The organism is Palleronia sp. THAF1, from assembly GCF_009363795.1.
In the GTDB taxonomy this organism is placed as follows: Bacteria; Pseudomonadota; Alphaproteobacteria; order Rhodobacterales; family Rhodobacteraceae; genus Palleronia.
The window spans coordinates 190279-214852 of the sequence record NZ_CP045420.1; the positions used below are offsets into that span (position 1 = coordinate 190279).

Annotated in this window: 23 protein-coding genes, 2 tRNA genes, 1 pseudogene and 1 riboswitch; of the genes and pseudogenes, 7 read left to right on the forward strand and 19 right to left on the reverse strand. The window is 62.7% G+C overall.

Annotated elements, in window-relative coordinates:
* Positions 1-55: 55 nt before the first annotated feature.
* A complete protein-coding gene (locus FIU81_RS16620) occupies positions 56-334 on the forward strand; it encodes an integrase core domain-containing protein (RefSeq protein WP_172971368.1) in 279 nt (92 codons plus the stop codon).
* Between the two features lie 206 nt (positions 335-540).
* On the opposite strand, the gene FIU81_RS00960 is transcribed toward FIU81_RS16620, so the two are convergent.
* The 4 genes from FIU81_RS00960 to FIU81_RS00975 all read right to left on the reverse strand — a co-directional run bounded on the left by FIU81_RS00960 (position 541) and on the right by FIU81_RS00975 (position 5922).
* Positions 541-1674 (reverse strand): plasmid recombination protein, encoded by a 1134-nt coding sequence (locus tag FIU81_RS00960; protein ID WP_124111122.1) that lies wholly within the window; start codon positions 1672-1674, stop codon positions 541-543.
* A gap of 93 nt (positions 1675-1767) precedes the next feature.
* Positions 1768-3291, reverse strand: coding sequence for a DUF3987 domain-containing protein (locus FIU81_RS00965; protein ID WP_124111121.1), 1524 nt, complete (start codon positions 3289-3291; stop codon positions 1768-1770).
* Between the two features lie 1111 nt (positions 3292-4402).
* Positions 4403-5686, reverse strand: a complete 1284-nt coding sequence (locus tag FIU81_RS00970; RefSeq protein ID WP_124111120.1) for a tyrosine-type recombinase/integrase — start codon at positions 5684-5686, stop codon at positions 4403-4405.
* Between the two features lie 146 nt (positions 5687-5832).
* Positions 5833-5922, reverse strand: a tRNA-Ser gene (locus FIU81_RS00975).
* Between the two features lie 123 nt (positions 5923-6045).
* Here FIU81_RS00975 and mtnA point away from each other — a divergent pair.
* A complete protein-coding gene (gene mtnA / locus FIU81_RS00980; protein ID WP_124111119.1) occupies positions 6046-7149 on the forward strand; it encodes an S-methyl-5-thioribose-1-phosphate isomerase in 1104 nt (367 codons plus the stop codon).
* Between the two features lie 40 nt (positions 7150-7189).
* Positions 7190-8113: a 2-hydroxyacid dehydrogenase gene (locus FIU81_RS00985; protein ID WP_124111118.1), complete on the forward strand. Its 924-nt coding sequence runs from the start codon at positions 7190-7192 to the stop codon at positions 8111-8113.
* Between the two features lie 3 nt (positions 8114-8116).
* On the opposite strand, the gene FIU81_RS00990 is transcribed toward FIU81_RS00985, so the two are convergent.
* Positions 8117-8599, reverse strand: coding sequence for a cupin domain-containing protein (locus tag FIU81_RS00990; protein WP_124111117.1), 483 nt, complete (start codon positions 8597-8599; stop codon positions 8117-8119).
* 77 nt (positions 8600-8676) lie between these two features.
* A riboswitch (TPP riboswitch) is annotated at positions 8677-8777 on the forward strand.
* 32 nt (positions 8778-8809) lie between these two features.
* Between FIU81_RS00990 and thiB the strand changes: the two genes are divergently transcribed.
* From thiB to FIU81_RS01005, 3 genes are read left to right on the forward strand one after another with little or no spacing between them, the layout of a single operon-like run.
* Complete coding sequence (thiB, locus tag FIU81_RS00995) at positions 8810-9790, forward strand: thiamine ABC transporter substrate binding subunit (RefSeq protein ID WP_124111116.1); 981 nt, start codon at positions 8810-8812, stop codon at positions 9788-9790.
* On the forward strand, positions 9766-11316 hold the full coding sequence (locus FIU81_RS01000; RefSeq protein ID WP_124111115.1) for a thiamine/thiamine pyrophosphate ABC transporter permease ThiP: 1551 nt from the start codon (positions 9766-9768) through the stop codon (positions 11314-11316). Before thiB ends, FIU81_RS01000 begins: the two co-directional genes overlap by 25 nt.
* Complete coding sequence (locus FIU81_RS01005) at positions 11303-11986, forward strand: ATP-binding cassette domain-containing protein (RefSeq protein WP_124111114.1); 684 nt, start codon at positions 11303-11305, stop codon at positions 11984-11986. The genes FIU81_RS01000 and FIU81_RS01005 overlap by 14 nt, the downstream gene beginning before the upstream one ends.
* A 56-nt stretch (positions 11987-12042) precedes the next feature.
* Here FIU81_RS01005 and FIU81_RS01010 read toward each other — a convergent pair whose 3' ends face one another.
* The 6 genes from FIU81_RS01010 to dapF form a co-directional block, all read right to left on the reverse strand.
* Positions 12043-12855: a cytochrome c1 gene (locus FIU81_RS01010; protein WP_124111113.1), complete on the reverse strand. Its 813-nt coding sequence runs from the start codon at positions 12853-12855 to the stop codon at positions 12043-12045.
* A gap of 11 nt (positions 12856-12866) precedes the next feature.
* Positions 12867-14210, reverse strand: a complete 1344-nt coding sequence (locus tag FIU81_RS01015) for a cytochrome b (RefSeq protein ID WP_124111112.1) — start codon at positions 14208-14210, stop codon at positions 12867-12869.
* A 12-nt stretch (positions 14211-14222) separates the two neighbouring features.
* Positions 14223-14786, reverse strand: coding sequence for a ubiquinol-cytochrome c reductase iron-sulfur subunit (petA, locus tag FIU81_RS01020; protein WP_124111111.1), 564 nt, complete (start codon positions 14784-14786; stop codon positions 14223-14225).
* Positions 14787-14975: 189 nt separating this feature from the next.
* Positions 14976-15572 (reverse strand): glutathione S-transferase, encoded by a 597-nt coding sequence (locus FIU81_RS01025; protein ID WP_124111110.1) that lies wholly within the window; start codon positions 15570-15572, stop codon positions 14976-14978.
* A gap of 121 nt (positions 15573-15693) precedes the next feature.
* A complete protein-coding gene (gene mtaB / locus FIU81_RS01030) occupies positions 15694-16950 on the reverse strand; it encodes a tRNA (N(6)-L-threonylcarbamoyladenosine(37)-C(2))-methylthiotransferase MtaB (protein WP_124111109.1) in 1257 nt (418 codons plus the stop codon).
* Positions 16947-17774: a diaminopimelate epimerase gene (gene dapF / locus FIU81_RS01035; protein ID WP_124111108.1), complete on the reverse strand. Its 828-nt coding sequence runs from the start codon at positions 17772-17774 to the stop codon at positions 16947-16949. The genes mtaB and dapF overlap by 4 nt, the downstream gene beginning before the upstream one ends.
* A 91-nt stretch (positions 17775-17865) precedes the next feature.
* Here dapF and FIU81_RS01040 point away from each other — a divergent pair.
* Positions 17866-17941, forward strand: a tRNA-Lys gene (locus FIU81_RS01040).
* Between the two features lie 32 nt (positions 17942-17973).
* On the opposite strand, the gene FIU81_RS01045 is transcribed toward FIU81_RS01040, so the two are convergent.
* The 8 genes and pseudogenes from FIU81_RS01045 to FIU81_RS01080 form a co-directional block, all read right to left on the reverse strand.
* Positions 17974-18237 (reverse strand): hypothetical protein, encoded by a 264-nt coding sequence (locus tag FIU81_RS01045; protein ID WP_124111107.1) that lies wholly within the window; start codon positions 18235-18237, stop codon positions 17974-17976.
* A 68-nt stretch (positions 18238-18305) separates the two neighbouring features.
* A pseudogene (locus FIU81_RS01050) lies at positions 18306-19196 on the reverse strand (DMT family transporter).
* Complete coding sequence (pncA, locus tag FIU81_RS01055) at positions 19196-19762, reverse strand: bifunctional nicotinamidase/pyrazinamidase (protein WP_254695964.1); 567 nt, start codon at positions 19760-19762, stop codon at positions 19196-19198. The pseudogene FIU81_RS01050 and the gene pncA overlap by 1 nt, the downstream one beginning before the upstream one ends.
* Positions 19763-19856: 94 nt before the next feature.
* Complete coding sequence (rnr, locus tag FIU81_RS01060) at positions 19857-22121, reverse strand: ribonuclease R (protein WP_124111105.1); 2265 nt, start codon at positions 22119-22121, stop codon at positions 19857-19859.
* 84 nt (positions 22122-22205) lie between these two features.
* Entirely contained in the window at positions 22206-22637 is a 432-nt protein-coding gene (locus FIU81_RS01065) for a GNAT family N-acetyltransferase (protein WP_124111104.1), read from the reverse strand.
* Positions 22634-23767, reverse strand: a complete 1134-nt coding sequence (gene dapE, locus FIU81_RS01070) for a succinyl-diaminopimelate desuccinylase (protein WP_124111103.1) — start codon at positions 23765-23767, stop codon at positions 22634-22636. Before dapE ends, FIU81_RS01065 begins: the two co-directional genes overlap by 4 nt.
* A 63-nt stretch (positions 23768-23830) precedes the next feature.
* Positions 23831-24154 (reverse strand): hypothetical protein, encoded by a 324-nt coding sequence (locus FIU81_RS01075; RefSeq protein ID WP_124111102.1) that lies wholly within the window; start codon positions 24152-24154, stop codon positions 23831-23833.
* 89 nt (positions 24155-24243) lie between these two features.
* Positions 24244-24498, reverse strand: coding sequence for a GlsB/YeaQ/YmgE family stress response membrane protein (locus FIU81_RS01080; RefSeq protein WP_124111101.1), 255 nt, complete (start codon positions 24496-24498; stop codon positions 24244-24246).
* Between the last annotated feature and the right edge of the window lie 76 nt (positions 24499-24574).

The following is a 24574-nucleotide window of genomic DNA, read 5'->3' on the forward strand; positions in this document are numbered from 1 at the left end:
GCGCGCGCGCCATGGCGCTCAGCACCCAGACACTGGCCTGGTTTTGCGCCGCCACGTGGCCGGTTTTTACTCCGCCGTTGACAAAACCGCATTCATCATAACCAGCGCACCATGGGGAAACGGCTACTATGAGAGATTCGATGCCCGCTTCTTGGATGAATTGCTGAACGGCGAGGTCGTCACGACGCTGCGCGAGGCCCGGACCCTCATCGAACGCTGGCGACGCCACTCCAATGCGTTCAGACCGCACAGCTCTTCGGGCTACCGGCCCCCAGCACCCAAAAGTATCGTCCCGATAGACCAGAAACCGACCGTGTATTTACATTCAAACTGAAGCACTCGGTCGGGACACTCCACCATTTGTACCTGACAAAACCGATGCTTTATCCGACCTACCCGACGAAACCAGTCTATCTCGATTGCACCCGACAAAACCGCACTCAGACTAAGTGATCTGGTAGAACCCACCGGTAATTACAGGAGCTTCGAACCGCGCCTGAGTTCCATTGAGATTCTCGTAGTGGCGGCGCTTGACCTTGCTTACATCCCCAGGCCTACTCCATCATCATCTTCAGGGATTTCGATAAGCGCTGCGTTCTCGCGTTCGAGTTCATCGAGCGTGATGCCAATCTTGTTTAAGTCCGGGGACACACCGAGGATATCGGCCATCCTGTTCAGGGCCGTCTTCAGCATCGCGAACACCTTCCTGATCTTTCGTTTATCATGTGCGATCCGTGCCTCCTGCTCCTCGTAGACACGGGTGCGGATCTGCAAGTTCTCCATTTCCTTGTTCAGGACCTTTTCCCGCTCTGCCAGATCAGCGGCGTTCCGACGCTGCTCTAACTCTCTCGAGGCAATCTGGTCCATTCTGAGCTTCATCGCCACCCGTTCTTTCTCGTCGGCCGTTCGCTGCGCCTCGAATTGGCTCCGTTCCTGGGCCAATGCTTTCCTCTCACGGCGAAGCTCGACGGTTTGCTGTCGGATGTACTCTCTGCCGGAGATTCCCGCAGGGGCATTCGGGCTCCGATCCTCTCCGTAGACGATGCCGAGGGGGGCCATGGCTTTCGCGAAAGCGGTCCGGAAAATCGTGAACGAATTGGCTTTCTTCCAGTACGAATTACTGGCGCGCCCTACGGTCCTCTTTGGCGGCGCATCGGACGCCTTCTTGCGTCGGGCGTCGAACTCTTCGTCGGTCTCCCCGGACTTGCGTTTGCCCGGAAGGCGCGGGCCCTTCATGTAAGTCGGGACGATCAACGCATGGACGTGAGGCGTATCTTCGTCGCAATGAAGCGAGGCGTGGACGAGGTCCTCTCCAACCTCAGCCCTCAGCCATGACATCGCAGCCTCCAGCCACCGGGTGAGGCGGTCCTCGGAGTAGGTACCGACAGCCTCCGGATCGTCCGGGCGGAAAAACGAGGATGAGGCACTGAGGACCAATCGTAAGTAGGGCCGCTCCGCCTGGGGAGCCGGGCGGGCCGCGGCGCCGGTATCATAAAGCGCGGTGAGCGCTGCTTGCGGTCCCTCAGCATTTCCGTGAAGCACCCGATTCAAATGGCTGCGTGAAGGGTCGATTGCGGAGGTTCCATCATGGGTCCGGATCCGCTCGTGAGCGTCCAGCGCACGGACATCAGAGGCGGAGCTTGGTTCGATGCTTAGAACGAGTTTGTGTTTCATGAGTCCGTTTCGTTTGTCCGATGAGTCAGAGTCTCATTGCTCATAAGGAGACCTCAGGTGGCGCCGGAGCGATCCGCGAGATGAATCATGCGGTCAGGTCTTGCCGAGGATGTCGGGGTGAACCTGGAAGTAGGGGCTGGGGCGGCCGCCTTGCGGACGAAGTGTCCGGTCCGATGTCCAGCGCAATGCGCCGGCACTTTCGAGACGCATGATCGCATCGTCGAGATCATCCTGCTTCGACAATCCCGCGACACCCGCGCGCATGAGCATCCGCCTGGTCGGACGGGATTCTCCGGTCTTGCGAATGTAGTCGAGCAGCGCCGCGGCACGGCGAAGCTCGGGGGGCTGCTCGGCAGCGAAGAGGGCGGTCCGTGCGTGTTTCATCAAATATTCACCAAATAATTTACCCGCGCGCTCGACATCTTCGATTTCGATCTGTGCCGGCTCTTCGGCTTCGTCGGTATGGGCCCAGTCCAGGTAACGAAGGGTCACCGCAAGGCGCACGATCGTGCCCGGCGCCTTGCCAAGGAAGCTGCCGATCGTCCCGCCCGACTTCTCTTCGCTGACCCGGGCGGCAAGGCGGCACTTCCCCAGAAGCTCCACCGCGGCATCGGAGAAACGGACATCACCGGGCCGATGCGGCCGCATCGGATCGGGACACTCCAAGGACATGAGGCGTCGCAACAGCCGAAGAATGTTTTCGTCGTCCGGCGATGGGGCCTTGGTGTTCAGCTCGGCAGGAGATCCGACGACGAAAAGAAACCGCGATGCGAGGCCGTCTGCCGCACTGCGCGTGATCAGCTTGGAAAGAATGGCCGGCTGGATCGCGCCGACGAGACCGATCGCAAGCCGTTCGATCTCGACGGCTTCACTGGATTTCTCACGCCTGTACGGGCTTGCGTCGAACCCGTTCAGGAGCATCCGGCGTATTCGATTCGCGTCCGAGCCGTTCGATGAAAGAAGGGAGGCGATTTCGTCCAAGTACAAGAGAACACCCCGCGGATTTCGCTGCAGGACGGCCTCGAGTCCAGCCGATGTTGCCTCTTCGACGAGAAGCTGCGGCGAGACGGGTTCGGGACCGGCATCGGGCAACGCGCCTTCCGGCAGCCGAATGCCCCTCGCGGCGGCGACCTTCAGCTGCCTGTTCCGATCTTCGACCTCCGCGCTCGCCTCCCGCCACTCGGCGTGTCGTTCGCCATGGGATTCGCGAAGCTCGTTCTGAAGCTCGAGAACCCGATCCAGTACGCGTTTCATCGCTGGTGATTTGCCCGTCGAAGGGGGGCCTACCAGTACGGGCCACAGGAAAGTCGGGGCCGTCCATGTGCCGTTCGGACGCGCCTGTCGCGTGCTTCCGAGCAAGTAAGAGACTACGCTCAGCAGCGTCATCGCGATGTAATCGCGGGGCGTTCCGGTGCAGCCGGCACTCGAAGTGGTCCAAGTGCAAATATCTTCCGGTAAGATATCCAAAGGGAATTCAGGCATGCCGTCGGAGGACAGCTCGATACCGGTCAGATCAAGGGGCCATTGGTCGGAAGGATTGTGATCTTTATCTTCAGAAGATATCTTAGATTCATCCGAATCGAGGTGTTTGTAAGAGTCTTTGTCGGAGTGATTCATTTTTCGACCATTGTAGTTGAGCTGTTATACTACTTATCGCTTTACTCGCTATCTGGATAGGCCATGGCAGAGAATTGGCGCCGGTGAAGGATCGAAATTTGTGGATAACACTTCGGGCCCACTGATAGATCTTCTGATAACGAAAATAGACTGGAAAAAATATTTCCGGTAATTCTATTTCCGATCCGGCCTGCGTGGATTTCGAATTCCGGGTTTGATAGCTGGGGCTTAAGTCACGTGCCTTCGATCCATATTCATGAACCGATGCCATCCGTTTGCTTGTCTCTGTTATGCCAGCGCGTGGGGTGGAGCCGTCAGCGGCCGGAGCCGGGGTAGGGGCATCGAACGCAGGCTTCACGTGCCCGTACCGTCCGCTTTTGAGCCTCCGAGGTGACGCGATACCGAAATCGCTTCCATTCCAAATGGCTCGTGGGCGGGACATCGTCTGCCGGAACGCGGTCCACGGCACGCAGAACCTGTCATAATGCGAGTAGGGATAGCAGAGCTGGAAGCCAGCGCTTGCAAGGACGTCCGGCTGCGACGGAGCATAGGGGAAGTCGGATGACATGCCGCCGAGGGGCCCGTCATTCGACGACCATTGATCTTCCGCACTATCTCCTCAATCCACAGAAACTTCTTTCGCGAGCGTATTCCCGGACAACTCGGAGCGAGAGTCGGTGACGCTGATCCGCTATTCTGTCGCGGAATGCGGCCCCTCCGGCCTCTCTATCAAAATATCGCCTCGCTTGTTCGCGGAGGCGCAGGGAACCTATTGCTTTGCGGCAGACACCGAAGAATGTGACCGAAAGAGAAGGGCCTGATTGGGCGCTTCGTTCGGACGTGTTTGCTAGTCGGTCCGCTTCCCGAGGATTTTCACCTCTCAATCAAGATCCTTCTGTTCTCGAAGCCCGGATTCTTGGTGCTCTCGAAATTCTTGCCCATAAGCTGCAGAGGAACCGCCTGGAGGTTGCGCCGATCTACGAGATGCTCGAGTTGGAACTAAACAAGGTACGAAACAGCCGTGATGTGATCCACCGTGCGGAATTGTTTCTGCACCAGCGGCAGAAAGCGTCAACAGGTCGCTAAGTGGACTGAACATGACCGGGCGCTTTTAGAGAGCGATCGCCAAAACCGCCGCGTGACGTACCGCGTCGCCGCCGCCCTCGCCGTAGCGCTCGGAATTCAAGGCGTGTCCGAAAAGATCCCGGCGGACCCGTTCGTCGATGCTCATCTCAATCATCCGATCTTCAAAAGCGTGGCGAAGTGAGTACATGGTCGTGTTGGCCTTCTCCTTAAGGCCGTTCTCACGCAGAAATTTATTGACGACATCTGTTAGCTTGTCTTCACCCGCGTATCGGGGAAACACCCAATCCTCACTCCTGCGTCCGGACTCCTGTGCGACATACAGGGCATCCTGCGCAGCGAGGAGACTCACGCCAGCCAGAGGTACCGAGCGTTCGGAATTCTGGTTCTTGAGCGTCCGACCATCCGGAATGATGTCCATCAGAGGTACCGGTCCGTCAAAGTGCAGGTGCTTTAGCTTGATCCCAGCGATCTCGGACGGCCTGGCTCCGGTGTTCACCATGATCCGAACGATGTCGCGAGCTTCCTGACCCAGGCCATCCAGAGCGCCATGGGCCAATAGCTTGTCCTGAATCCATGCCCGCGAAAAAGTACCGCGCTTCTTCTTTCTTCCTTCTCTCATCGTAAGGTCCGCAAAGGGTAAAGACAGCCCGAGCTCCATGTGCCGGTTGATGCCGCGTATCATGCTGATGAAGTAGGTCAGGTTCTTGTTGGCCGTGGCCGCCGTGATCGTTCCGGCGATGACCTGTTCCACGAGCCGGGCGCGGTAGGACAGCATGTCGGCCCGACCGATCTTCTCGATCGGCTTGTCACCTACGACGCCTACGAAATCGGCGATCACTTTGCTTCGCGGATTACGGAAGCGACGCAGCTGGTCGCGTGACTTGCCGTGTACCGCTTCCGGGAAGCATTCGAGATATTTCTCGAGGCAATCGGATACGAGGATTGAGGCGGGCGGTACGAGCCCAAGAACCGCATCCTCAACGTCTGGATCGACCGAAGCTTCGACCCGGTCAAGGATGTCTGTCAATGGAAGACCCGGTATGTCCTGCACCGGAACGTAATCGAACCCCATACGCTGTGCAGTCTGCATTGCGTGACGAAAACGCTGATCCGCCGACAGCGTATCTCCCGCCAGCTTGTACTCCCAACTCTGGAGAAGGCTATTCCACGTTTCCTCGGCTTTCCGTGCGGCCGCGGTCAGGGACGACGTCCTAAGACTAAGATCTATGACCCTGCGGGTCTCGACCGCCTCGAAGCGCTTTGGAACCCGTTTGCTCAGGTGGTACACGTTACCGCGTTTCTTTAGCATCCCCCACGCCTCCTGTAGGCAGAATGTAGGCAGTTTGTAGGGGTAATGCAGGAAGATCCGATGCCTCTTCCGCCGCGCAGCAACCCTGAAAGCAGCCAATATCGTGTCTTCACAGGGATATAGGTGCAGGGTGGCCGGTTGGGTAGTGGCGGAGACGAAGGGATTCGAACCCTCGAGACGGTTTCCCGCCTACTCCCTTAGCAGGGGAGCGCCTTCGACCACTCGGCCACGTCTCCGCGGGTGGGTCTATCGGCGTGTGGCGCGAGTGACAAGACGGAACTGACGCACGTGTTCGGGGTGGCACGGGGCGTGTCGTGCGGGCTAGGCTTGGGCTGGTTCGCAACTATGGGAAAAGTGCCATGAAGATCGACGGAGTGCCCTATCGTTCGCTTTGGTGGGACGCCGACGAGGGCGCGCTGCAGATCATCGACCAGCGCTGGTTGCCCCATGAGTTGCGCATTCAGCAGGTCGATACGCTGGACGACTACGCCGACGCCATCGTCGAGATGCGGGTAAGGGGCGCTCCGCTGATCGGAGCGACGGCGGCCTACGGCATGGCGCTGGCGATGGCGCAGGATCCGTCGGATGCGAATCTCGATGCAGCGTGGGAGCGCCTCCACGAAACGCGCCCCACGGCGATCAACCTGCGCTGGGCGCTGGATCGGTGCCGGACGGCGCTGCGCGGGACGCCTGTGGCCGACCGCGTCGATGCCGCGCTGCGCCTTGCGCATGAAATCGCGGATGAGGATGTCGAGATCAACCGCGCTATCGGCACCCATGGCCTGCAGATCATCCGCGACATCGCGGCGGCGAAGCCCGCAGGCCAGCCGGTCAACATCCTGACCCACTGCAACGCGGGCTGGATCGCAACCGTCGATTTCGGCACCGCCACCAGTCCGATGTACCAAGCGCATGACGCTGGTATCCCGATCCACGTCTGGGTGGATGAAACGCGGCCGCGTAATCAAGGCGCGCTGACCTCTTGGGAGCTTGGCAGCCACGGCATCCCGCATACCTACGTGACCGATAACGCAGGCGGGCATCTGATGCAGAAGGGGATGGTCGATCTGGTGATCACTGGCACCGACCGGACCACGCGGCGCGGCGATGTATGCAACAAGATCGGCACGTATCTCAAGGCGCTGGCGGCGCGTGACAATGGCGTGCCATTCTACGTGGCATTGCCCTCGCCGACCATCGACTGGACGGTAGATGATGGTGTCGCCGAGATCCCTATCGAAGAGCGGCGCGCGGACGAGGTGTCGCACATCATGGGTGTTCTGACAGATGGCAGCGTGGGGCAGGTGCGGGTGACACCGGATGGGACGCCCGCAGGCAATCCGGCCTTTGACGTGACACCCAATCGGCTGGTGACGGGGCTGATCACCGAACGAGGCGTATGCGACGCGACACCAGAGGGACTTGCCGGGCTTTTCCCGGATATGGCGCAAGCGGCGGAATAGGCCGCGGTCGCAAGTCAGGAACGAAACAGCGGGGGACATCATGCCTGATATCATTTCCATCGGGGCCTATCCGAAGGTCGACCGCGCGGCCTTGGCGGGCATGGGCGCCGTGCCGTTCGCGACGCTGGAGGAGGCGCTTGCCATGGATGACCGGGACAGCGTGCGGGCGATTGCCTGCATTGCCGTTCGCCTCGACGCCGCCACGATGGACGCGTTTCCGAACCTTGGCATCATCGCGAATTGCATGGTGGGCTACGATTCCATCGACGTGAAGGCGGCCCGCGAACGGGGCATTGCGGTGACCAACACGCCAGACGTGCTGAACGACGATGTGGCCGATCTGGCCGTTGCTCTGCTGTTCGCGCAGGCGCGGGGCATGGTGCAGGCGGACGCGCATGTGCGGACCGGGGCCTGGGCGACCGAGTTCTTCCCGCTGAACCGGAAAGTCTCTGGCGGCACGGTCGGTATCCTTGGTCTGGGCCGGATCGGGCAAGAGATCGCGGACCGTCTGGCGGCCTTCAAGATGGATATCCATTACTGGTCCCGCTCGGAAAAAGAGACGCCCGGCTGGACCTACCACGCCGATCCGGTCTCGCTCGCCCATGCCGTCGATTTCCTGATCGTCGCCTGCGTCGGTGGGCCGGAGACACGCGATATCGTTTCATCCGAGGTGATAGAGGCGTTGGGCAAGGACGGGGTGATCGTCAACATCTCTCGCGGCTCGACCATCGATGAGGCGGCGCTGCTGGATGCCTTGGAAAACGGGCGGCTGGCCGGGGCGGGCCTTGATGTGTTTGAGAACGAGCCGGCCCCCAATCCGCGATTTACCAAGCTGGATAACGTCGTGCTGCAACCGCACCAAGCGTCCGCCACCCACGCCACGCGCGCCGCCATGGGGCAGCTTCAGCGCGACAACATTGCAGCATTTCTGAAAGGGGAGCCGCTGCTGACGCAGGTGAACTGACGGCTATTTCTTTCCAGCGATCGGGAAGGTCAGATCGTCCATGTCGGCTACCGTCCACGGCAGGCCCGCGCTGCGGAAGATACGCTTTCCAAGACGCGGGTAGTCACCAACGTCATGCGCCGCACGCTCTCCGATCACCAGCGCGCGGAACGGCTCTGTTCCGGTGTTCTCGATATGATGCGCGGCGCCGCCTTTCGGATGTCCGATGACGTCGCCGGGACCGATAGGTATCTGCGCATCACCGATCACCATCGTCGCGGTGCCGGACAGGACATAGACGCACTCGTCTTCGTGGTAGTGCACGTGATGCTCGGTCGTCAGATCACCGGGTGACACTTCGATCAAATGCACGCCGATGCCGCTCAGGCCGGTCGCGTCACCGAGCGATTTATTCACCCGCCGCGCGCGGTCGTTCGGAGAATGGGTTTTGGCTGTGCCTTCCATCGCGGCGATGGCATCGGCGGTCAGCACATGGATGTCTTTCATCTTCATCCCTCCTTTTTTTGCGTCGCTTCGCTTCTACCGCGAACCGCTTGCCCTGACATCCTGAACGGCTTACCTCTCGCATCACCTCGGGGCGCCCAAGCTGGGCTGAGACGCGTGATGCGGACCCGTTGAACCTGAACCGGTTAGAACCGGCGGAGGGAAGGTACATGGCCCAAGCGCCGCCTTTCCCACCCCGAATTGGAGAATGCGATGCGCTACTACGCCCCCCTCGCCCTTTTGCTCGCCGCGCCCGTCGCGGCACAGGACCGCCCCGTGCTGGAGGTCTACACCTACGACAGTTTCGTCACCGAATGGGGCCCCGGTCCGGCCATCGAAGAGGCGTTCGAGGCGACCTGCGCCTGCGATCTGCGCTTTACCGCTGCGGGTGACGGCGCGGCGCTGCTGTCACGGCTGAAGCTGGAAGGCGCGCGGACGGATGCGGACGTGGTCGTCGGGCTGGATTCGAACCTGATGCAAGAGGCGGGCGAGACCGGCCTGTTCGGCGCATCCGGTTTGGCGGATGTAAACTGGGATCTGCCGATCGCGTGGGAGGATGACACCTTCGTGCCGTTCGACTGGGGCTACTTCGCCTTCGTCCACCGCGCTGATTTCGATGCGCCGACGGATTTCCGGGCACTTGCCGAAAGCGACACGTCCATTCTGATCCAGGACCCACGCTCGTCCACGCCGGGACTTGGTTTGCTGCTATGGGTCAAGACGGCCTACGGCGAAGAGGCAGAGGCGATCTGGGACGGGCTGGCGGACAATATCGTGACGGTTACGCCCGGATGGTCTGAGGCCTACAACCTGTTCCTTGAAGGCGAGGCGGACATGGTGCTGAGCTACACGACCTCGCCCGCCTACCATCTGATCGCAGAGGAAGACGAGGGCTTCACGGCGGCTGCGTTCGATGAGGGCCACTATTTGCAGGTCGAGGTCGCGGCGGCGGTCGCGTCATCGGACCAGACGGAACTGGCGCAGGATTTTCTTGCGTTCCTCAGCAGCGGTGAAGCGCAGAGCATCTTGCCCACAACCAACTGGATGTATCCCGCGAAGACACCCGAAGGCGGGCTGCCCGCTGGTTTTGACACGCTGATCGCCCCTGAAGTCGCACTACTGGTGCCCGCGTCCGAAACGCCCGAGACGACCGACGCCGCATTGGCAGAATGGCTGACCGCGCTGGGCCGCTGACGCTTGCGGGGCTGACCGCCGGGGCGCTTGTCGTTGCCTTGGTGGTCGGCTCTCTGGCGGCGGTGGCTTGGCGCGCGGGCGACGGTGCGCTGGGGCCGGGCGACTGGGGCGCGGTGCGCTTCACGCTGTGGCAGGCGGCGCTTTCAGCGGGTCTTTCGATCATCTTGGCGGTGCCGGTGGCCCGCGCGCTGGCCCGTCGTCGGTTTCCGGGGCGCGCGGCGGTGGTCACGCTGCTGGGCGCGCCGTTCATCCTGCCGGTGATCGTTGCGATCCTTGGCCTGCTGATGGTCTTCGGACGCGCAGGCTGGATCAATGATGCAGGCGGTGCGCTGGGCTTGCCGCCGGTGTCGATCTACGGCGCACACGGGGTGATCCTGGCCCATGTGTTCTTCAACCTGCCACTGGCGGTGCGCCTGATCCTGCAAGGCTGGCAAGAGGTGCCCGCCGAAAGTTTTCGCCTGGCCGCGAACCTTGGCTTCGGGGCGCGCGACATGTTTCGGGTGATCGAATGGCCGATGCTGCGCGCCGTACTACCGGGCGCCGCACTGGTGATTTCCCTGATCTGCACCTCCAGCTTTGCTGTCGCTCTGGTCCTTGGCGGAGGGCCGCGCGCGACGACAATCGAACTGGCGATCTACCAGGCATTTCGCTTCGATTTCGACCTTGGCCGCGCCGCACTGTTGGCCGGGCTGCAACTGGGCGTAACGGTCGGGGCCGGATTGCTGGCCCTGCGTCTTTCGGTGCCACAGGCGATGGGCGCCGGGCGGGGCAGGGTGGTGGCGCGTTGGGACGGTGGGCGCGGGTGGTTGGACGGCGCGATCATTGCGGCGGCGATCCTGTTTCTGGCTTTGCCGCTGTTGGCGCTGACCGTGCGCGGACTGCCGGAGTTGCTGTCCTTGCCCGCGTCGGTTTGGAGCGCTGCGGGCCGCTCGATCTGGGTTGCGGCGCTGTCAGCGGTTCTGTGCCTTGCCTTGTCGTTGGCGATTGCCGTGGCGGCGCAACGCTTGGCGGGGCGGCGCGCGCGCGGGTTGGAGCTGGCCGGGATGTTGGGGCTGGCGGCGTCTCCGCTGGTGCTGGGCACGGGGCTGTTCATCCTGATCAATCCGTGGATCAGGCCCGACAGGGTGGCGCTGGTAATGACCGCTTTGATCAATGCCGTCGCGGCGATGCCATTCGCATTGCGCGCGCTAGTTCCCGCCGTAGCCCGGATCGAGGCGGATTACGGCAGGCTTGCCGACTCGCTGGGGCTGACGGGTTGGGCGCGGTTGCGACGGCTACTGTTGCCACGCCTGCGCCGACCATTGGGTTTCGCGGGCGGACTGGCGGCGGCGCTTTCGATGGGTGACCTTGGGGTCATCGCGCTGTTCGCCTCGGCGGATACGGCGACTTTGCCGTTACAGCTGTACAGGTTGATGGGGGCGTATCGGATGGACGCGGCAGCCGGGGCGGCGCTTTTGTTGTTGGCGCTAAGCCTCGCGGCCTTCTGGCTGCTGGACCGCGGAGGGCGAATGGATGCTGACGCTTGATCTAACCGTACGGCAGGGCGACTTCGCGCTGCGCGCAGACTGGTCCGTGCCGAAGGGCGTACAGGTTGCCGTCATGGGGCCGTCGGGGGCCGGAAAGTCGACGTTGGTGTCGGTAATTGGTGGGTTCTTCGACGCGGACGGCAGCATCATCTGGGATGGTGCGCGGATTGATGGGCTACCGCCGGGAAAACGGCCCGTAGCGACGCTGTTTCAAGACAACAACCTGTTCCCGCACCTTACGGCAGAGCAGAATGTGGCGCTGGGCGTGCGCCCCAGCGGACGGTTGTCAGACGCGGAACGGCGCGCGGTGAAGGAGATGCTGGCGACCGTCGGCTTGCCAGATTTGGGCGCGCGCAAACCGGGCGCATTGTCCGGTGGGCAACAGGGCCGAGTCGCCTTGGCGCGTGCGATGATGCAGGATCGTCCCATCCTGTTGCTGGATGAGCCATTCTCGGCGCTGGGTCCGGCGCTAAAATCCGAGATGATTGATCTGGTCACGCGGTTGGCGTCCGAAGGCGAGCGTACGGTGCTGATGGTGACGCACGATCCTGAGGACGCGCGACGTATGGACCAGACGGTGCTGGTGGCAGACGGAGCAGCTCACCCACCGGCACCGACTGGGCTGCTGCTGGACGATCCGCCAGAGGCGTTGCGCGCCTACCTTGGCTGAAATGAAAAGACCCGCGGGGGATGCCGCGGGTCTTTGATCTTTGTCGGTAGTTCGGATCACTCGGCTGGGACGCCGTCCTTTACCTTGCGCTTATGCGGCGCCCAGATGCGCTTGTTCGTCAGGTACAACAGCACCGCCAAAACGGACAGCATCAGCACACCTGCAAAACCGGCGCGCTTGCGAGCGGCGAGCTTTGGCTCTGCGGTCCACATCAGGAAAGCAGCGACATCTTGTGCGACCTGTTCCGTGGTCGCTTCCGTGCCGTCTTCATAGGTAACATCGTCGCCATAAAGCTGTGGCGGCATTGCGATCCAACCACCGGGATAGGCCGTGTTTTCGTAAAGGATCGCGCCGGCTTGCTCCATCTGCTCGCCGGTGTAGCCTTCGAGCAGCGATGTGATGTACTCCGGGCCGCCCATACCGTTGACCAGCTGGCTGATGCCAAGACCATAGGGGCCGTGGAAACCAGCACGCGCTTTCGCCATCAGCGACAGGTCGGGCGCGTTCGACAGCGAGGACTGCGGGAAGTGGTCCGTCGGAACGGCGGTGCGAAAGTCACCTTCGCCGTCCAACAGAGCCTCGTCGAACACCTCGTACTGTGCGGCATAGGCGCGGACCTGATTTTCCGGCAGGCCGGGGCCGCTTTCATCTCCGAGTGTGCGATACGGCACGTATTGCAGGCCGTGGCAGGCGGAACAGATCTCGGTGAAGACCTGCAGGCCGCGCTGCAACTGGAACTGGTCATAGGTGCCGAACGGACCTTCGAACGAGAAGTCGTAGTCGTAGACATGACCTTCGCTGCTGGCGGCCTGCGCCGCCCCGGACAAGCCGAGGGCGATCGCGATCGAGAGGGTAAGTTTCTGGATCATCTTGCTCTCTCTCATTCGGCGGGGTTGACGACGGTCGAAGTGCCGCCGGTGCTGGAGGAATAATGCGTCGCATAGTCCTCTTCGATGGTGGTGGGTTGCGGCAGCGGTTTTTCGAAGACGCCCAGCAGCGGCAGGATCACCAGGAAGTAGGCGAACCAGTAGGCCGAAGCGATCAGCGAGATCGTGGCATAGGGCTCTTCCGCGGGCATGGCGCCGACCCACATCAGGACGAAGAAGTCCACGAACAGCAGGGCGAACCACCACTTGAACATCGGGCGATAGCGACCCGAACGGACCGACGAGGTGTCGAGCCACGGGGCCAATGCCATCACCGCGATGGCACCGAACATCGCCAGGACACCGAAGAACTTGGCGTCGACGATGCCGCCGGTCACGAAGCTGGCGATCTGGACGACCCAGACTTCAGCCGTGAAAGCGCGCAGGATCGCGTAGAACGGCAGGAAGTACCATTCGGGCACGATGTGTGCAGGCGTCGCCAGCGGGTTCGCTTCGATGTAGTTGTCGGGGTGACCCAGGTAGTTGGGCATGAAGCCGACGATGGCGAAGAAGACGGCCAGGATCACGGCCAGCGCGAACAGGTCCTTGATCACGAAGTAGGGCCAGAAGGGCAGTGTGTCTTTCGCGGCGTCTTCCTTACTGGTGCGGCGCACCTCGACCCCGGTGGGGTTGTTGTTGCCGGTGGTGTGGAACGCCCAGATGTGGACGATCGTCAGACCCGCAAGGATCATCGGCATCAGGTAGTGCAGCGAGAAGAAGCGCGTCAGGGTGTATTCACCCACCGCCGGTCCGCCCAGAAGCCAAGTCTGAAGCGGCTCGCCGATGAAGGGGATCGCGCCGAACAGGCCGGTGATGACCGTGGCACCCCAGAAGGACATCTGACCCCAAGGCAGAACGTAGCCCATGAACGCGGTGCCCATCATCAGCAGGTACATAAGGATACCGATGATCCACGTCACCTCACGCGGCTCTTTGTAAGAGCCGTAGTAAAGGCTGCGGAAGATGTGCAGGTAGACGGCCACGAAGAACAGCGATGCGCCGTTGGCGTGCATGTATCGCAGCATGAAGCCGCCGTTCACGTCGCGCATGATATGCTCGACAGAGGCGAAGGCCTGATCGGTCGAGGGAATGTAGTGCATCACCAGCACGATGCCGGTGACGATCTGCAAGACCAGAGTGAAGGTCAGCACGATGCCCCAGATCCACATCCAGTTCAGGTTCTTGGGCGTGGGAATCATGATGGTGTCGTAGAGCAGGCCTACGATGGGCAGGCGCTTGTGCAGCCAGCGTTCGCCCTGGCTGTTCGGCTCGTAATGGTCGTGCGGGATTCCGGCCATGTCAGTCTCTCCTTATCCCAGAACGATTTCGGTTTCGCCGTCGAACGCTGCCACCGGGACGGGCAGGTTCGTCGGTGCGGGCCCGCGACGAATGCGGCCTGCGGTGTCGTAGTGGCTACCGTGACAGGGGCAGAACCAGCCGTTGAAGTCGCCCGCGCCGTCACCCAAGGGCACACAGCCGAGGTGCGTGCAGACGCCCATCATGACCAGCCACTCCTCGCCTTCGCCCAGCGTACGGTTCACGTCCACGGCTTCGGCGGTGCCATCAAGGTTGGCATTGCGCGCAATGGGATCGGGAAGCTCGGACAGTTCGACGGCGTTTGCCTCGTCGATCTCTTCCTGCGTGCGGCGGCGGATGAAGACGGGCTTGCCCAGCCATTGGACGGTCAGCTGCGTTCCAGGCTCGATCCCGCTGACATCGACGCGGATCGAAGACAGCGCCTGCACGTTCGCAGCGGGGTTCATCTGGTTCACCAGCGGCCAGACGGCCGCACCGGTCACGACGGCGGCGGCACCGCCCGTCGCATAGAACAGAAAGTCGCGACGCTTTTCGTCGTGATCGTCGGCGTGGGACACGGGGCGTTCTCCTTACAGGGGGCGGTTCGCGCGTGACCGAGTCGTGTCGGCATCGGCAAAGCCCATCTTGCGTCGACGCGTCTTAGCGCCATGGACCGCGGGGGTCCAGCGGACAAAACGGCGCGCTTCTAGTGCGTTTCAAGCCTGATGACAGGCATTGGTGACGATAAAGTAAAGACTGCTGGAGCGCTAGGTTGGCATCGTCGCAGCCATGGACGCGCGGCCCAGAAACGCCTTTTCCCAAGTGGCCAATCCGTCACGCCCCTGACGCCAGTCGCGCGCACCGTGGCGAAAGTCGAGGTAACCCAGAGCGCAGGCGATGCCGATCTGGCCGATGTCGACGGGACCGGAGAGGTGACTAAGCCAGCGATCCTCTATCGCGTCGAGGGCGCGGGTGACTTTGCCCCACTGCGCTTCGACATATGCGGCGAACTGCTTGTCCTCGGGGCGAACGCGTGCCTCGTAGACCATGAGCACGGCGGCATCCATGATCCCGTCGGCGGTTGCTTCCAGCGTCAGCACCTCCCACTGGCGGGCGGTTGGGTAAAGTTGGGCTTGGGCGCGGTCGTTCAGGTAGCGGCAGATGACGCGGCTGTCATAAAGAGCGGGGCCGTCGTCCCGCGTCAGGCAGGGAATCTTGCCCAGTGGGTTCTGGTTCGCGGCGTTGGGCGTCAGCGGCGTCTGGGCCGATTCCACCAAGGTCACATCGTCGGTCTGGCCGGTTTCATGCAGGACGACCCGTACCTTACGGGCGAAGGGAGAGGCTGCGGCGTGATAGAGTTCCATGGAAAGCCTCTGGCTTGGGACGCGTTAGCTTAGCGTAGACTTATGAATGCAAGTGGGCCAGTGCCGTTCGCAGTGGTCAGGTCAGGCAAAATCAGAAGCGCTGAAGAACGGTTGCGGGGCGTCAGGCGACCAGTAGGCGCTCACCGTCCACAGCGTTGACCGTTGCATCCACGATACATCCCTCGGGCTGATCTGTGGCGAACGTCACTTCTGCGAATTGCTCCGTGCGACCCATCCGGGGGCTTTCCATCAGGATGCGATGCCGGCGCCCGACCTGTTTCGCCAGGTGCTTCGACACCGCCGCACTACCCAACGCACGTAATTGCGCGGCACGATCCCGCACCAGAGCGCCGTCAAGCTGAGGCATCCGGGCGGCGGGCGTTCCGGGGCGGGCGGAGTAGGGGAAGACGTGCAGCCATGTCAGGTCACACTCCTCCACCAGTCGCAGAGAGTCGCTGAAATGGTCTTCGGTCTCGGTCGGGAAGCCTGCGATGATGTCAGCGCCGAAGGTCATCTCCGGTCGCAGGCGGCGGGCATCCTGACAGAATCGGATCGCATCGTCGCGCAGGTGCCGCCGTTTCATGCGCTTCAGGATCAGGTCCGATCCGTGCTGAAGCGACAGGTGCAGGTGGGGCATCAGCCGCTCTTCCTCGGCGATGGCGCGCATCAGGTTGTCGTCGACCTCTATCGAATCGATCGAACTGATCCGCAGGCGCGGCAGGTCGGGCACCAGCTTGAGGATGCGCATCACCAGATCGCCCAGACGCGGCGTGCCAGGCAGATCCGCGCCCCAGCTTGTCAGGTCCACGCCAGTAAGCACGATCTCGGCGTAGCCGCGTCCCACCAGCCGCCGAATCTGTTCAATCACGACGCCTGCAGGGACCGACCGAGAATTGCCGCGACCGTAGGGGATAATGCAGAAGGTGCAGCGGTGATCGCAGCCATTCTGGACTTGGACATAAGCACGAGAGCGCGTGCCGAAACCGTCGATCAGATGGCCTGCGGTTTCGGTAACGGACATGATGTCGTCGACCTGAACGCGCTCTGTCTCTCCCGTGAAGTCGGGGGCCATCTGCACCCATGTGGCGGGCTGCATCTTTTCGGTGTTGCCGATGACGCGCGTGACCTCAGGCATGGCGGCGAAGGTCTCGGGTTCCGTCTGGGCGGCGCAGCCCGTCACGATCACCGGCGCGCCGGGGTTTTCGCGCGCAAGGCGGCGGATGTCCTTGCGGGCCTTGCGCACAGCTTCAGCCGTCACGGCACAGGTGTTGACGACGACGGCGTTCTCCAGCCCGGCCTGCGCGGCGAGGTCCTTCATCGCCTCGGTCTCGTACATGTTCAGGCGGCAGCCATGGTTCGAAAAGACGGGGGCGCTCATGTGTTGGCCTCCAACCAGTCGGGCGTCAGGACGCCGTCGAACACATGGGCGGTGGGGCCGGTCATCCAGACGCCGTCGTCGCGCCAGTCGATGACGATGGTGCCACCATCCAGTTCGATGGTGACGGCGCGGCTCGTCAGCCCACGACGATGCGCGGCCACAGCCGTCGCACAGGAGGACGATCCCGACGCCAGCGTCACACCGGCGCCGCGCTCCCAGACGCGCATCCGCAGGTGGTCCGGGCCGATCAGATGCGCGACCTGCACGTTGGTGCGTTCGGGGAACAGCGGATTGTGCTCATGTGCGGGACCGAAGGTGGCAAGGTCCACGCCCTCGGCATTATCCACGAAGAACGTGCAATGCGGGTTGCCCATGCCGGTAGCGACGGGATCGCCCGCGATGGGCAGGTGGTCCACATCCATTTCGCGTGCCAGCGGGATCGTGCGCCAGTCCAGAATCGGTGCGCCCATATTTACGGTCGTCAGCCCGTCACTTGCGTCGCGCGCCTCTAGCAGACCCCGTTCCGTGCGCAGGTGAACCACGCCCGATGGGCCCATCAGATATCGCGCGATGCAGCGCGTTGCATTGCCGCAGGCCGAGGACAATGAGCCGTCTGCGTTCCAGAAGGTCAGCGCCGCGTCCGCGTCCGCGTCGCTGTCGATCACGGCAAGTTGGTCGAAACCCACACCACGCTGCCGATTCCCGATGGCCCGCGCCAGGGCAGTCGTTACCGGCACGTCGCGCGCGCGACGGTCGATCACGACAAAATCGTTGCCCAGTCCATGCATCTTCATGAACGGCAGGTGGGGAAGGTCACTGGCCATGTCGCTGGCATATAGAGATGGCACTGATCAGAGAAAAGCGTTGCGTTTCGGGTTGACGGGTTCGCGTGCCTTGGCTACGTCCGCCGCCAGTGAGCCGATAGCTCAGTTGGTAGAGCAACTGACTTTTAATCAGTAGGTCCAGGGTTCGAGCCCCTGTCGGCTCACCACTTCACCCAAAGTCGCGCGGATGGCATCTTTGTCAGCCTTTGATCAGTCGCAGGCTAGGGGCTTGAATATCCTGCGGCTGTTCGCGGACGGCTTGCATCAAGCTTTCCATCTGGCGGGTCAGGTCTGCGTAGACTTGCGTTGCAGCGGCATCACCGCCGGTGGCCAGAAGCATCCCGGCATGGTTCATCATATACGTCGACAGGTAGAGGATTGCGTCGGTTCGTTCGGCATCCGGCACGGCTATGATTTGATCCAGCAGCGTTTCGACCGTTTCGGAGATCTCTTCGGAAATCATGCGACTCTCTTACTCTTACCCCGATTACAGTTGTTTAGCTTGGCAACGCATAAGTTGTTCAGCAAGAATTATCTGTCTTTAATTGATCTGGAAGCCGACGGTGCCTTCGATACCTGCACGGCCAGAATTCCTCCCATGATGACCGCGACCCCGACCAAATCCAGGCGAGACAGCGCCTCTTTCAGCACAATTGCAGCGATCGCGACGCCGAGAAATGGGTTGAGAAAATGAAACGTCGCCGCACGCACCGGGCCGATTCGCCGCACAAGCACGAACCAAACCAGCGTTGCCATCAGGCCGGGCACCAGCGTCGTGTAGGCGAATGCAACAATCAGGGGCGTGGTCAGATTGATGGCGGGCTCTTCCAGCACGCCGCCCGCGACGGCTAGGATCGCCGAGCCGACCAGCATCTGAAGGCCCACAACCATCAAGACGTTCCCACCCGATGATGCGCCGCGCACCGATAGCGTGGCGACGGTCAGGGCCAGCACGCCGCCGACTCATAATGACAGACCGACGATATCGACCCCGCCGGACAGCCGACTGCCCATGATGATCGACACGCCTGCCAGCCCGGCGAACAGGCCCGCGATCCCCAAAGGCCGCAGTCGTTCGCCCAAGGCCACCCAGCCGAACAGGGCCACAAGAAGCGGCATGGTGGATGCGACGATGGAGGCCAGCCCCGCATCGATAGAGCGCATCGCGACGAAGTTGAGGCCCAGATACAGCGCGTTCTGGCACAGGCCGAACACGAAGGTCGCCCGCCACTGCGCGCGTGTCAGGCGCCATGTCTGCCCCATGGCACGCGCGATGGCGACGCCGATCAGGCCGGAGATGGCGAAGCGCAGGGACAAGGACAGCAGGGGCGGGGCGTCGGCCACGATGAACTTGGCCGAGGTGAACGCAGACGACCACATGACCGCGAAGGCAAGGCCCAAGGCAAGGGCGCGCAGGTCCATCAGGCGATGGTCGTCCCGGCGTCGCGCATCGCGGCCAATGCCGCGTCCTTCGATCCGTTCAGGTCGATGGCCGCTGAAAGGTCAGTGCGGACCGTGGTGTGGAAGCCCAGCTTGGTCGCGTCCAGCGCCGAAAAGTTGACGCAGAAGTCGAGCGCGAGGCCGACCAAGGTCAGACGCTCGATCCCGCGGGTGCGCAGGTAGCCTTCCAGTCCCGTGGGGGTGGTCTGATCATTCTCGAAGAAGGCAGAATAACTGTCGATGTCCGGGTTGTAGCCCTTGCGGATAATCAGGTCGCCATCCGTGCGCAATTCCGGCGCAAAGGCGGCACCGTTGCTATTTTGGATACAATGATCGGGCCACAGGACCTGCGGGCCGTAGGGCATTTCCGTCATCTCCATCGGCGCCTTGCCGGGGTGGGAAGATGCGAAAGACGAATGTCCCGCAGGGTGCCAGTCCTGCGTCAAGATCACAGTGGCGAAGTCATCCATCAGCGCGTTGATCGGGTCGACCAGCGTATCGCCGCCGGGAACGGCCAAGGCCCCGCCCGGACAGAAATCATTCTGCATATCGATAACAAGAAGAGCGTGGCTGCGATCTGGCATTTTGGTCTCCGTTTTCTGATGCGTCGCGCGGGCTGGGGCGAAGATCAACGAAAACCCGTCATCCGCGACGGGTGCGTTTGACCTTGCGCGCCTTGGCCTTGGCTTTCGCCTTGGCCTTTCCCTTCGCGCGGGGTGGTCCGCGCCTGGGCGGTTTGCCGTGTGACGCGCGCCCGGTAGCGGGTGCGTTGCCGTCCACGTCGACCAGGTCCAGCACCAGTCCGCCCGTGACGGGAACGGCCTCTGCGATGCGGGCCGTTACGCGCTGGCCCAGGCCCAGAACCATGCCGCTGTCGGACCCCATCGCGGTCTGCGTCTCGGCGTCGTAGTGGAAGTACTCGCCAAGGCTGCGGAACGGCACCAGCCCATCCGCACCAGTGTCGTCCAGCTTCACAAAGACGCCGAAGCGCTGGATGCCAGAGATGCGCCCGCCGATCTCTGACCCCACACGCTCTGACAGGAAGGCGGCAAGGTAGCGGTCGGTGGTGTCACGCTCTGCCACCATAGAGCGGCGTTCCGTGGTGCTGATCCACTCGCCCGTTTCGGACAGACGTTCGGTATCCAGTGGCGTCAACCCGTCGTCGCCCCAGCGATGCGCGGCGATCAGAGCACGGTGGACGATAAGATCGGCGTATCGGCGGATGGGTGAGGTGAAATGCGCGTAGTTGCGCAGGGCCAGCCCGAAGTGGCCGAAGTTTTCGGGTGCATAATACGCCTGCGTCATGGCGCGCAGGGTGCTGATGTTGATCAGCTCGTCGTTGTCTGATCCTTCGGCCTGCGCGAGCAGCTGGTTCAGGTGGCGGGTTTGCAGCACTTGCCCTTTGGCAAGCGTCAGGCCAGACGCCTGCGCCACTTCGCGCAGCGCCTCCAGCTTCTCGGGCGACGGTTCTTCGTGGACGCGATACAGCAGCGATTGCTTGCGCTTGCCCAGCTCCTCGGCGGCGGCGACGTTGGCCAGCACCATGAACTCTTCGATCAGCTTGTGGGCATCCAGCCGCTCGCGAAACGCGACAGAGGTGACGCGACCCTCGGGGCTAAGCTCGATTCGGCGTTCCGGCAGATCCAGTTCCAGCGGCTGGCGACGGGCGCGGGCGGTGCGCAGAGCCTCATAGGCGGCGTAGAGCGGGGCGATCACGGTATCGGCCAGCGGCGCGGTCTGTTCGTCCGGCTCGCCGTCCTGCGCGGCCTGCGCCTGCTCGTAGGACAGCGACGCGTGGGACTTCATCAGGCCCCGGTGGAATTGGTGCGCGATCTTGGTGCCGTCTTCGGACAGGACCATCCGCACGGCGATGCAGGCGCGTTCCATGCCCTCGTGCAAGGAGCATAAATCGCCCGACAGCGCCTCTGGCAGCATCGGTACGACGCGGTCGGGGAAATAGGTGGAGTTGCCGCGCTTGCGGGCCTCATTGTCCAGGGCAGAGCCGGGCGGCACGTAGTGGGCCACGTCGGCGATGGCGACCCACAGGATGTGGCCGCCGGGGTTGGCCGGATCGGTATCCGGCGCGGCGTGGACGGCGTCGTCGTGGTCGCGGGCATCGCTGGGGTCGATGGTGATCAGCGGCACGTCCCGGAGGTCGGTGCGGTCGCCCAAGGTAACGGGTTCGGCGGCTTCGGCCTCTGCGATCACCTCGTCGGGGAAGTGGTCGGGGATGCCGTGCTGGTGGATGGCGATCAGCGACACGGCGCGCGGTGCGGTGGGGTCGCCCAGACGATCCACGACGCGGGCGCGGGGCAGGCCCATGCGGTCCTTCGGCCCTGCGCGTTCAGCCTCGACCAGCTCGCCGTCCTTGGCGCCGTGGGTTTCGCCAGCGCGGACCAGCCACTCCTTGTCCGAACCCTTGTCGATCGGCACGATCCGCCCGCCATCGCTTTCGGCGCGGTAGATACCCAGCATCCGCGCGACACTGCGCCCGATCTTGCGGATCAGGCGGCCCTCATAGGCGTGCGTCTCGTTGGTGACCTTTGTCAGCCGCAAAAGCGCCCGGTCACCGGCACCCAGCGCCGGATCGGATCGCCGTTCCACCACCAAAATGCGCGGCTCTGCGCCGTCGCCCTGCCATTCCAGCGGGCGGGCATGGATGTCGCCGTCGGCGTCCGGGCCGATGATTTCGCACACGGAAACCGGAGGCAGGCTGTCCGGGTCGCGGTAGGTCTTGCTGCGCTTTTCCAGCCGCCCTTCGGATTCCAGTTCCTTCAGCAACCGCTTCAGGTCGATCCGCGCGGCACCCTTTATGCTGAACGCGCGGGCGATGTCGCGCTTGGCGGTTTGGGTGGGGTTCTCGGAGATCCAGTTCAGGATGTCCTGCTTGGTGGGTATATTGGCCATATCGGTCGATCTAGCACGCGTGCGGGAAAGGCGACAGGGAGGCGTTGCGGCGTCAACGCGCATACCGTCAATCGGCTTGCAGCGTCACTCCGTCCGCAACTCCAACACCATATCGCGGTGCGGAATGTCCGCATCGTCGTAAATCGGCCCTTCGGGCACGAAGCCCATGCGGCGGTAGAATTCGACCACATGCAACTGCGCGCCAAGCTTCACACGCTCTACGCCGTCCACGTCGCGCAGGGTGGCCAGCGCGGCGTTGCAAAGTGCGTCCCCCACGCCGGTGCCGCGGTGGGCGGCCAGCACGCAGATGCGCCCCATGCTCGCCTGCGGTTTGGTCGCGAACAGGCGCAGCGTGCCGATGGGCTGGCCGGACCACAAGGCCAGCATATGCGCCGCTTCGCCATCCCGGTCGTCCCACTCATCGGCTTCTGCGATGCCCTGCTCATCGATGAAGACGGCGCGGCGAAGGGCGCGGCAGGTCCCGATGTCGTCGGTGTAAGAGATCAGTAGGCTCATTTCGCGAAATACCCACGAATGATGCGGTCATAGATTGCTTTCAGTTGAACGATGTCCTTCACGGCGACGCGTTCGTCCACCTGATGCATGGTGGCGCCGACCAGCCCAACCTCGATCACCGGGCAATGGTGGCGAATGAAGCGCGCGTCCGACGTGCCGCCCGTCGTGGACAGGACCGGAACGTTGCCGGTCACCTCTTCCACCGCTTTCTGCACGGTCTCGCTGAGCCTTCCGGGAGGTGTCACAAAGCTTTCGCCGGACACGGAGACGTCCAGTTCCAGCGGAACTTGATGCTCTCGGCGAACCACTTCGGCTTCGGCGTGCAGCCAGTTCGTCAGGTCGACGCCGGTGTGCGCGTCGTTGAAGCGGATGTTCACCATCGCGCGGCAGGTGGCCGGGATCACGTTGTTCGCGTCGTTGCCTGTGTCGAAGCCGGTCACCTGCAGGGTGGTGCGGTCGAAGTGATCGGTGCCGTCATCCAGATCGGTGGCAATCAACCGGTCAAGGTAGGCGATCATCGCGTGGATCGGGTTGCGGGCCTGCCGGGGATAGGCCGAATGCCCCTGCAACCCACGCGCCGTGATCCGCGCGGTCATAGAGCCGCGACGCCCGATCTTGATCATCTCGCCCATGTGGTTGGGACAGGTCGGCTCTCCGACAATACAGGCGTCCATCTTCTCGTTCGTCTCGGCCATCCAGTCGAGGATCGCGGCGGTACCGTCGATCCCGTCACCCTCTTCGTCGCCCGTGATGGTCAGGACCAGCGATCCCGGGCAAGTCTCTGCCGCGTCCACCGCAGCTGCCACGAAAGCCGCGACACCCGATTTCATGTCGCAGGCACCGCGCCCATACATCACGCCGTCGCGCAGCTCTGCCCCGAAAGGGTCGCTCGTCCAGTCATCGGGGTTGCCGACAGGCACCACATCCACATGACCGTTGAAGCCCAGCACCGGTCCGTGTCCGCCAGAGCGCGCATAAAGGTTGGCGATGCCGTTGCGATCCACGCGCGTGCAGACGAAGCCCGCATCCTGCAGCAGATTGGCCAGCATCGTGATCGGCGCGGCGGCATCGGGTGTGACAGAAGCGTGTCGGATCAAATCCTGGGTCAGTTCCACCGGGTCCGTTGTCATCGCGCGCTCCTACCTGCCTGCGCCCTGACTTAACCGGAAAGCGCGCGGCGGCAAACGGTTCGACTAGTCGTCTTCGGGATAGAACGGCGTGGCCTGCGCGACGATGACGGCGTTTTCGGCCAAGGCGCGTTCCATCAGAACGCGCTCGTCGGCGTCGATCTCATGGCCCTCTGCTTCACGCTCGGCCAACGTGCCGTAGCCGGTCACATCCAGCGGCGACATCTCTGCCTGCTTCAAAACGGCCACGGTTTCGCGCACCGCCTCTGCCTCGTCCACGCCGCTGGCATAACACAGCAAGGCGGCGCCGGTGGCGCGCTTGGGCAAGCCATCGTCTGGGGAACGGCCGACTTCGACCAGCAGGGTGAAAACAGATTGCGTGCGTTTCATGGGCTGTGCGTCGGAGATGCGCGCGCCCCTGTCAAGCGAAAGGCCGCACCCATGGGGCGCGGCCTTTGCAAATCGGGATGGAGGCGGCGTCAGGCGCGACCGCGTACCATCCGGACGATCCAGATCAGCAGACAGGCGCCGATGAAACCAGCAATCAGGTAACCGATGCTGAAGCTGGCACCCGCGGCGTAGAGGCCGAGAAGCGTTCCGAAGATGAAGTTGAAGAGGATGGCACCGACGATGCCCAGACCGATGTTCATCAGAAGGCCCATGTTGGACTTCATGAATTTCTCGGCCAGCCAACCGGCCAGACCTCCGACGATAATAGCTGCAAGCCAGCCCATACTTAGTTCCTTTCGATGAATTCAGGCCCGCAAAATGCGGGATGTTGGGGACAGAACGTCGCAACACGCTCGCGGT

Coding starts and splice junctions, on each gene's coding strand:
- FIU81_RS00960 (WP_124111122.1), bottom strand. CDS start 1,674: ATGAAACACAAACTCGTTCTAAGCATCGAACCAAGCTCCGCCTCTGAT.
- FIU81_RS00965 (WP_124111121.1), bottom strand. CDS start 3,291: ATGAATCACTCCGACAAAGACTCTTACAAACACCTCGATTCGGATGAA.
- FIU81_RS00970 (WP_124111120.1), bottom strand. CDS start 5,686: ATGCTAAAGAAACGCGGTAACGTGTACCACCTGAGCAAACGGGTTCCA.
- mtnA (WP_124111119.1), top strand. CDS start 6,046: ATGAAGATCGACGGAGTGCCCTATCGTTCGCTTTGGTGGGACGCCGAC.
- FIU81_RS00985 (WP_124111118.1), top strand. CDS start 7,190: ATGCCTGATATCATTTCCATCGGGGCCTATCCGAAGGTCGACCGCGCG.
- FIU81_RS00990 (WP_124111117.1), bottom strand. CDS start 8,599: ATGAAAGACATCCATGTGCTGACCGCCGATGCCATCGCCGCGATGGAA.
- thiB (WP_124111116.1), top strand. CDS start 8,810: ATGCGCTACTACGCCCCCCTCGCCCTTTTGCTCGCCGCGCCCGTCGCG.
- FIU81_RS01000 (WP_124111115.1), top strand. CDS start 9,766: ATGGCTGACCGCGCTGGGCCGCTGACGCTTGCGGGGCTGACCGCCGGG.
- FIU81_RS01005 (WP_124111114.1), top strand. CDS start 11,303: ATGCTGACGCTTGATCTAACCGTACGGCAGGGCGACTTCGCGCTGCGC.
- FIU81_RS01010 (WP_124111113.1), bottom strand. CDS start 12,855: ATGATCCAGAAACTTACCCTCTCGATCGCGATCGCCCTCGGCTTGTCC.
- FIU81_RS01015 (WP_124111112.1), bottom strand. CDS start 14,210: ATGGCCGGAATCCCGCACGACCATTACGAGCCGAACAGCCAGGGCGAA.
- FIU81_RS01025 (WP_124111110.1), bottom strand. CDS start 15,572: ATGGAACTCTATCACGCCGCAGCCTCTCCCTTCGCCCGTAAGGTACGG.
- mtaB (WP_124111109.1), bottom strand. CDS start 16,950: ATGAGCGCCCCCGTCTTTTCGAACCATGGCTGCCGCCTGAACATGTAC.
- dapF (WP_124111108.1), bottom strand. CDS start 17,774: ATGGCCAGTGACCTTCCCCACCTGCCGTTCATGAAGATGCATGGACTG.
- FIU81_RS01045 (WP_124111107.1), bottom strand. CDS start 18,237: ATGATTTCCGAAGAGATCTCCGAAACGGTCGAAACGCTGCTGGATCAA.
- pncA (WP_254695964.1), bottom strand. CDS start 19,762: ATGCAGAATGATTTCTGTCCGGGCGGGGCCTTGGCCGTTCCCGGCGGC.
- rnr (WP_124111105.1), bottom strand. CDS start 22,121: ATGGCCAATATACCCACCAAGCAGGACATCCTGAACTGGATCTCCGAG.
- FIU81_RS01065 (WP_124111104.1), bottom strand. CDS start 22,637: ATGAGCCTACTGATCTCTTACACCGACGACATCGGGACCTGCCGCGCC.
- dapE (WP_124111103.1), bottom strand. CDS start 23,767: ATGACAACGGACCCGGTGGAACTGACCCAGGATTTGATCCGACACGCT.
- FIU81_RS01075 (WP_124111102.1), bottom strand. CDS start 24,154: ATGAAACGCACGCAATCTGTTTTCACCCTGCTGGTCGAAGTCGGCCGT.
- FIU81_RS01080 (WP_124111101.1), bottom strand. CDS start 24,498: ATGGGCTGGCTTGCAGCTATTATCGTCGGAGGTCTGGCCGGTTGGCTG.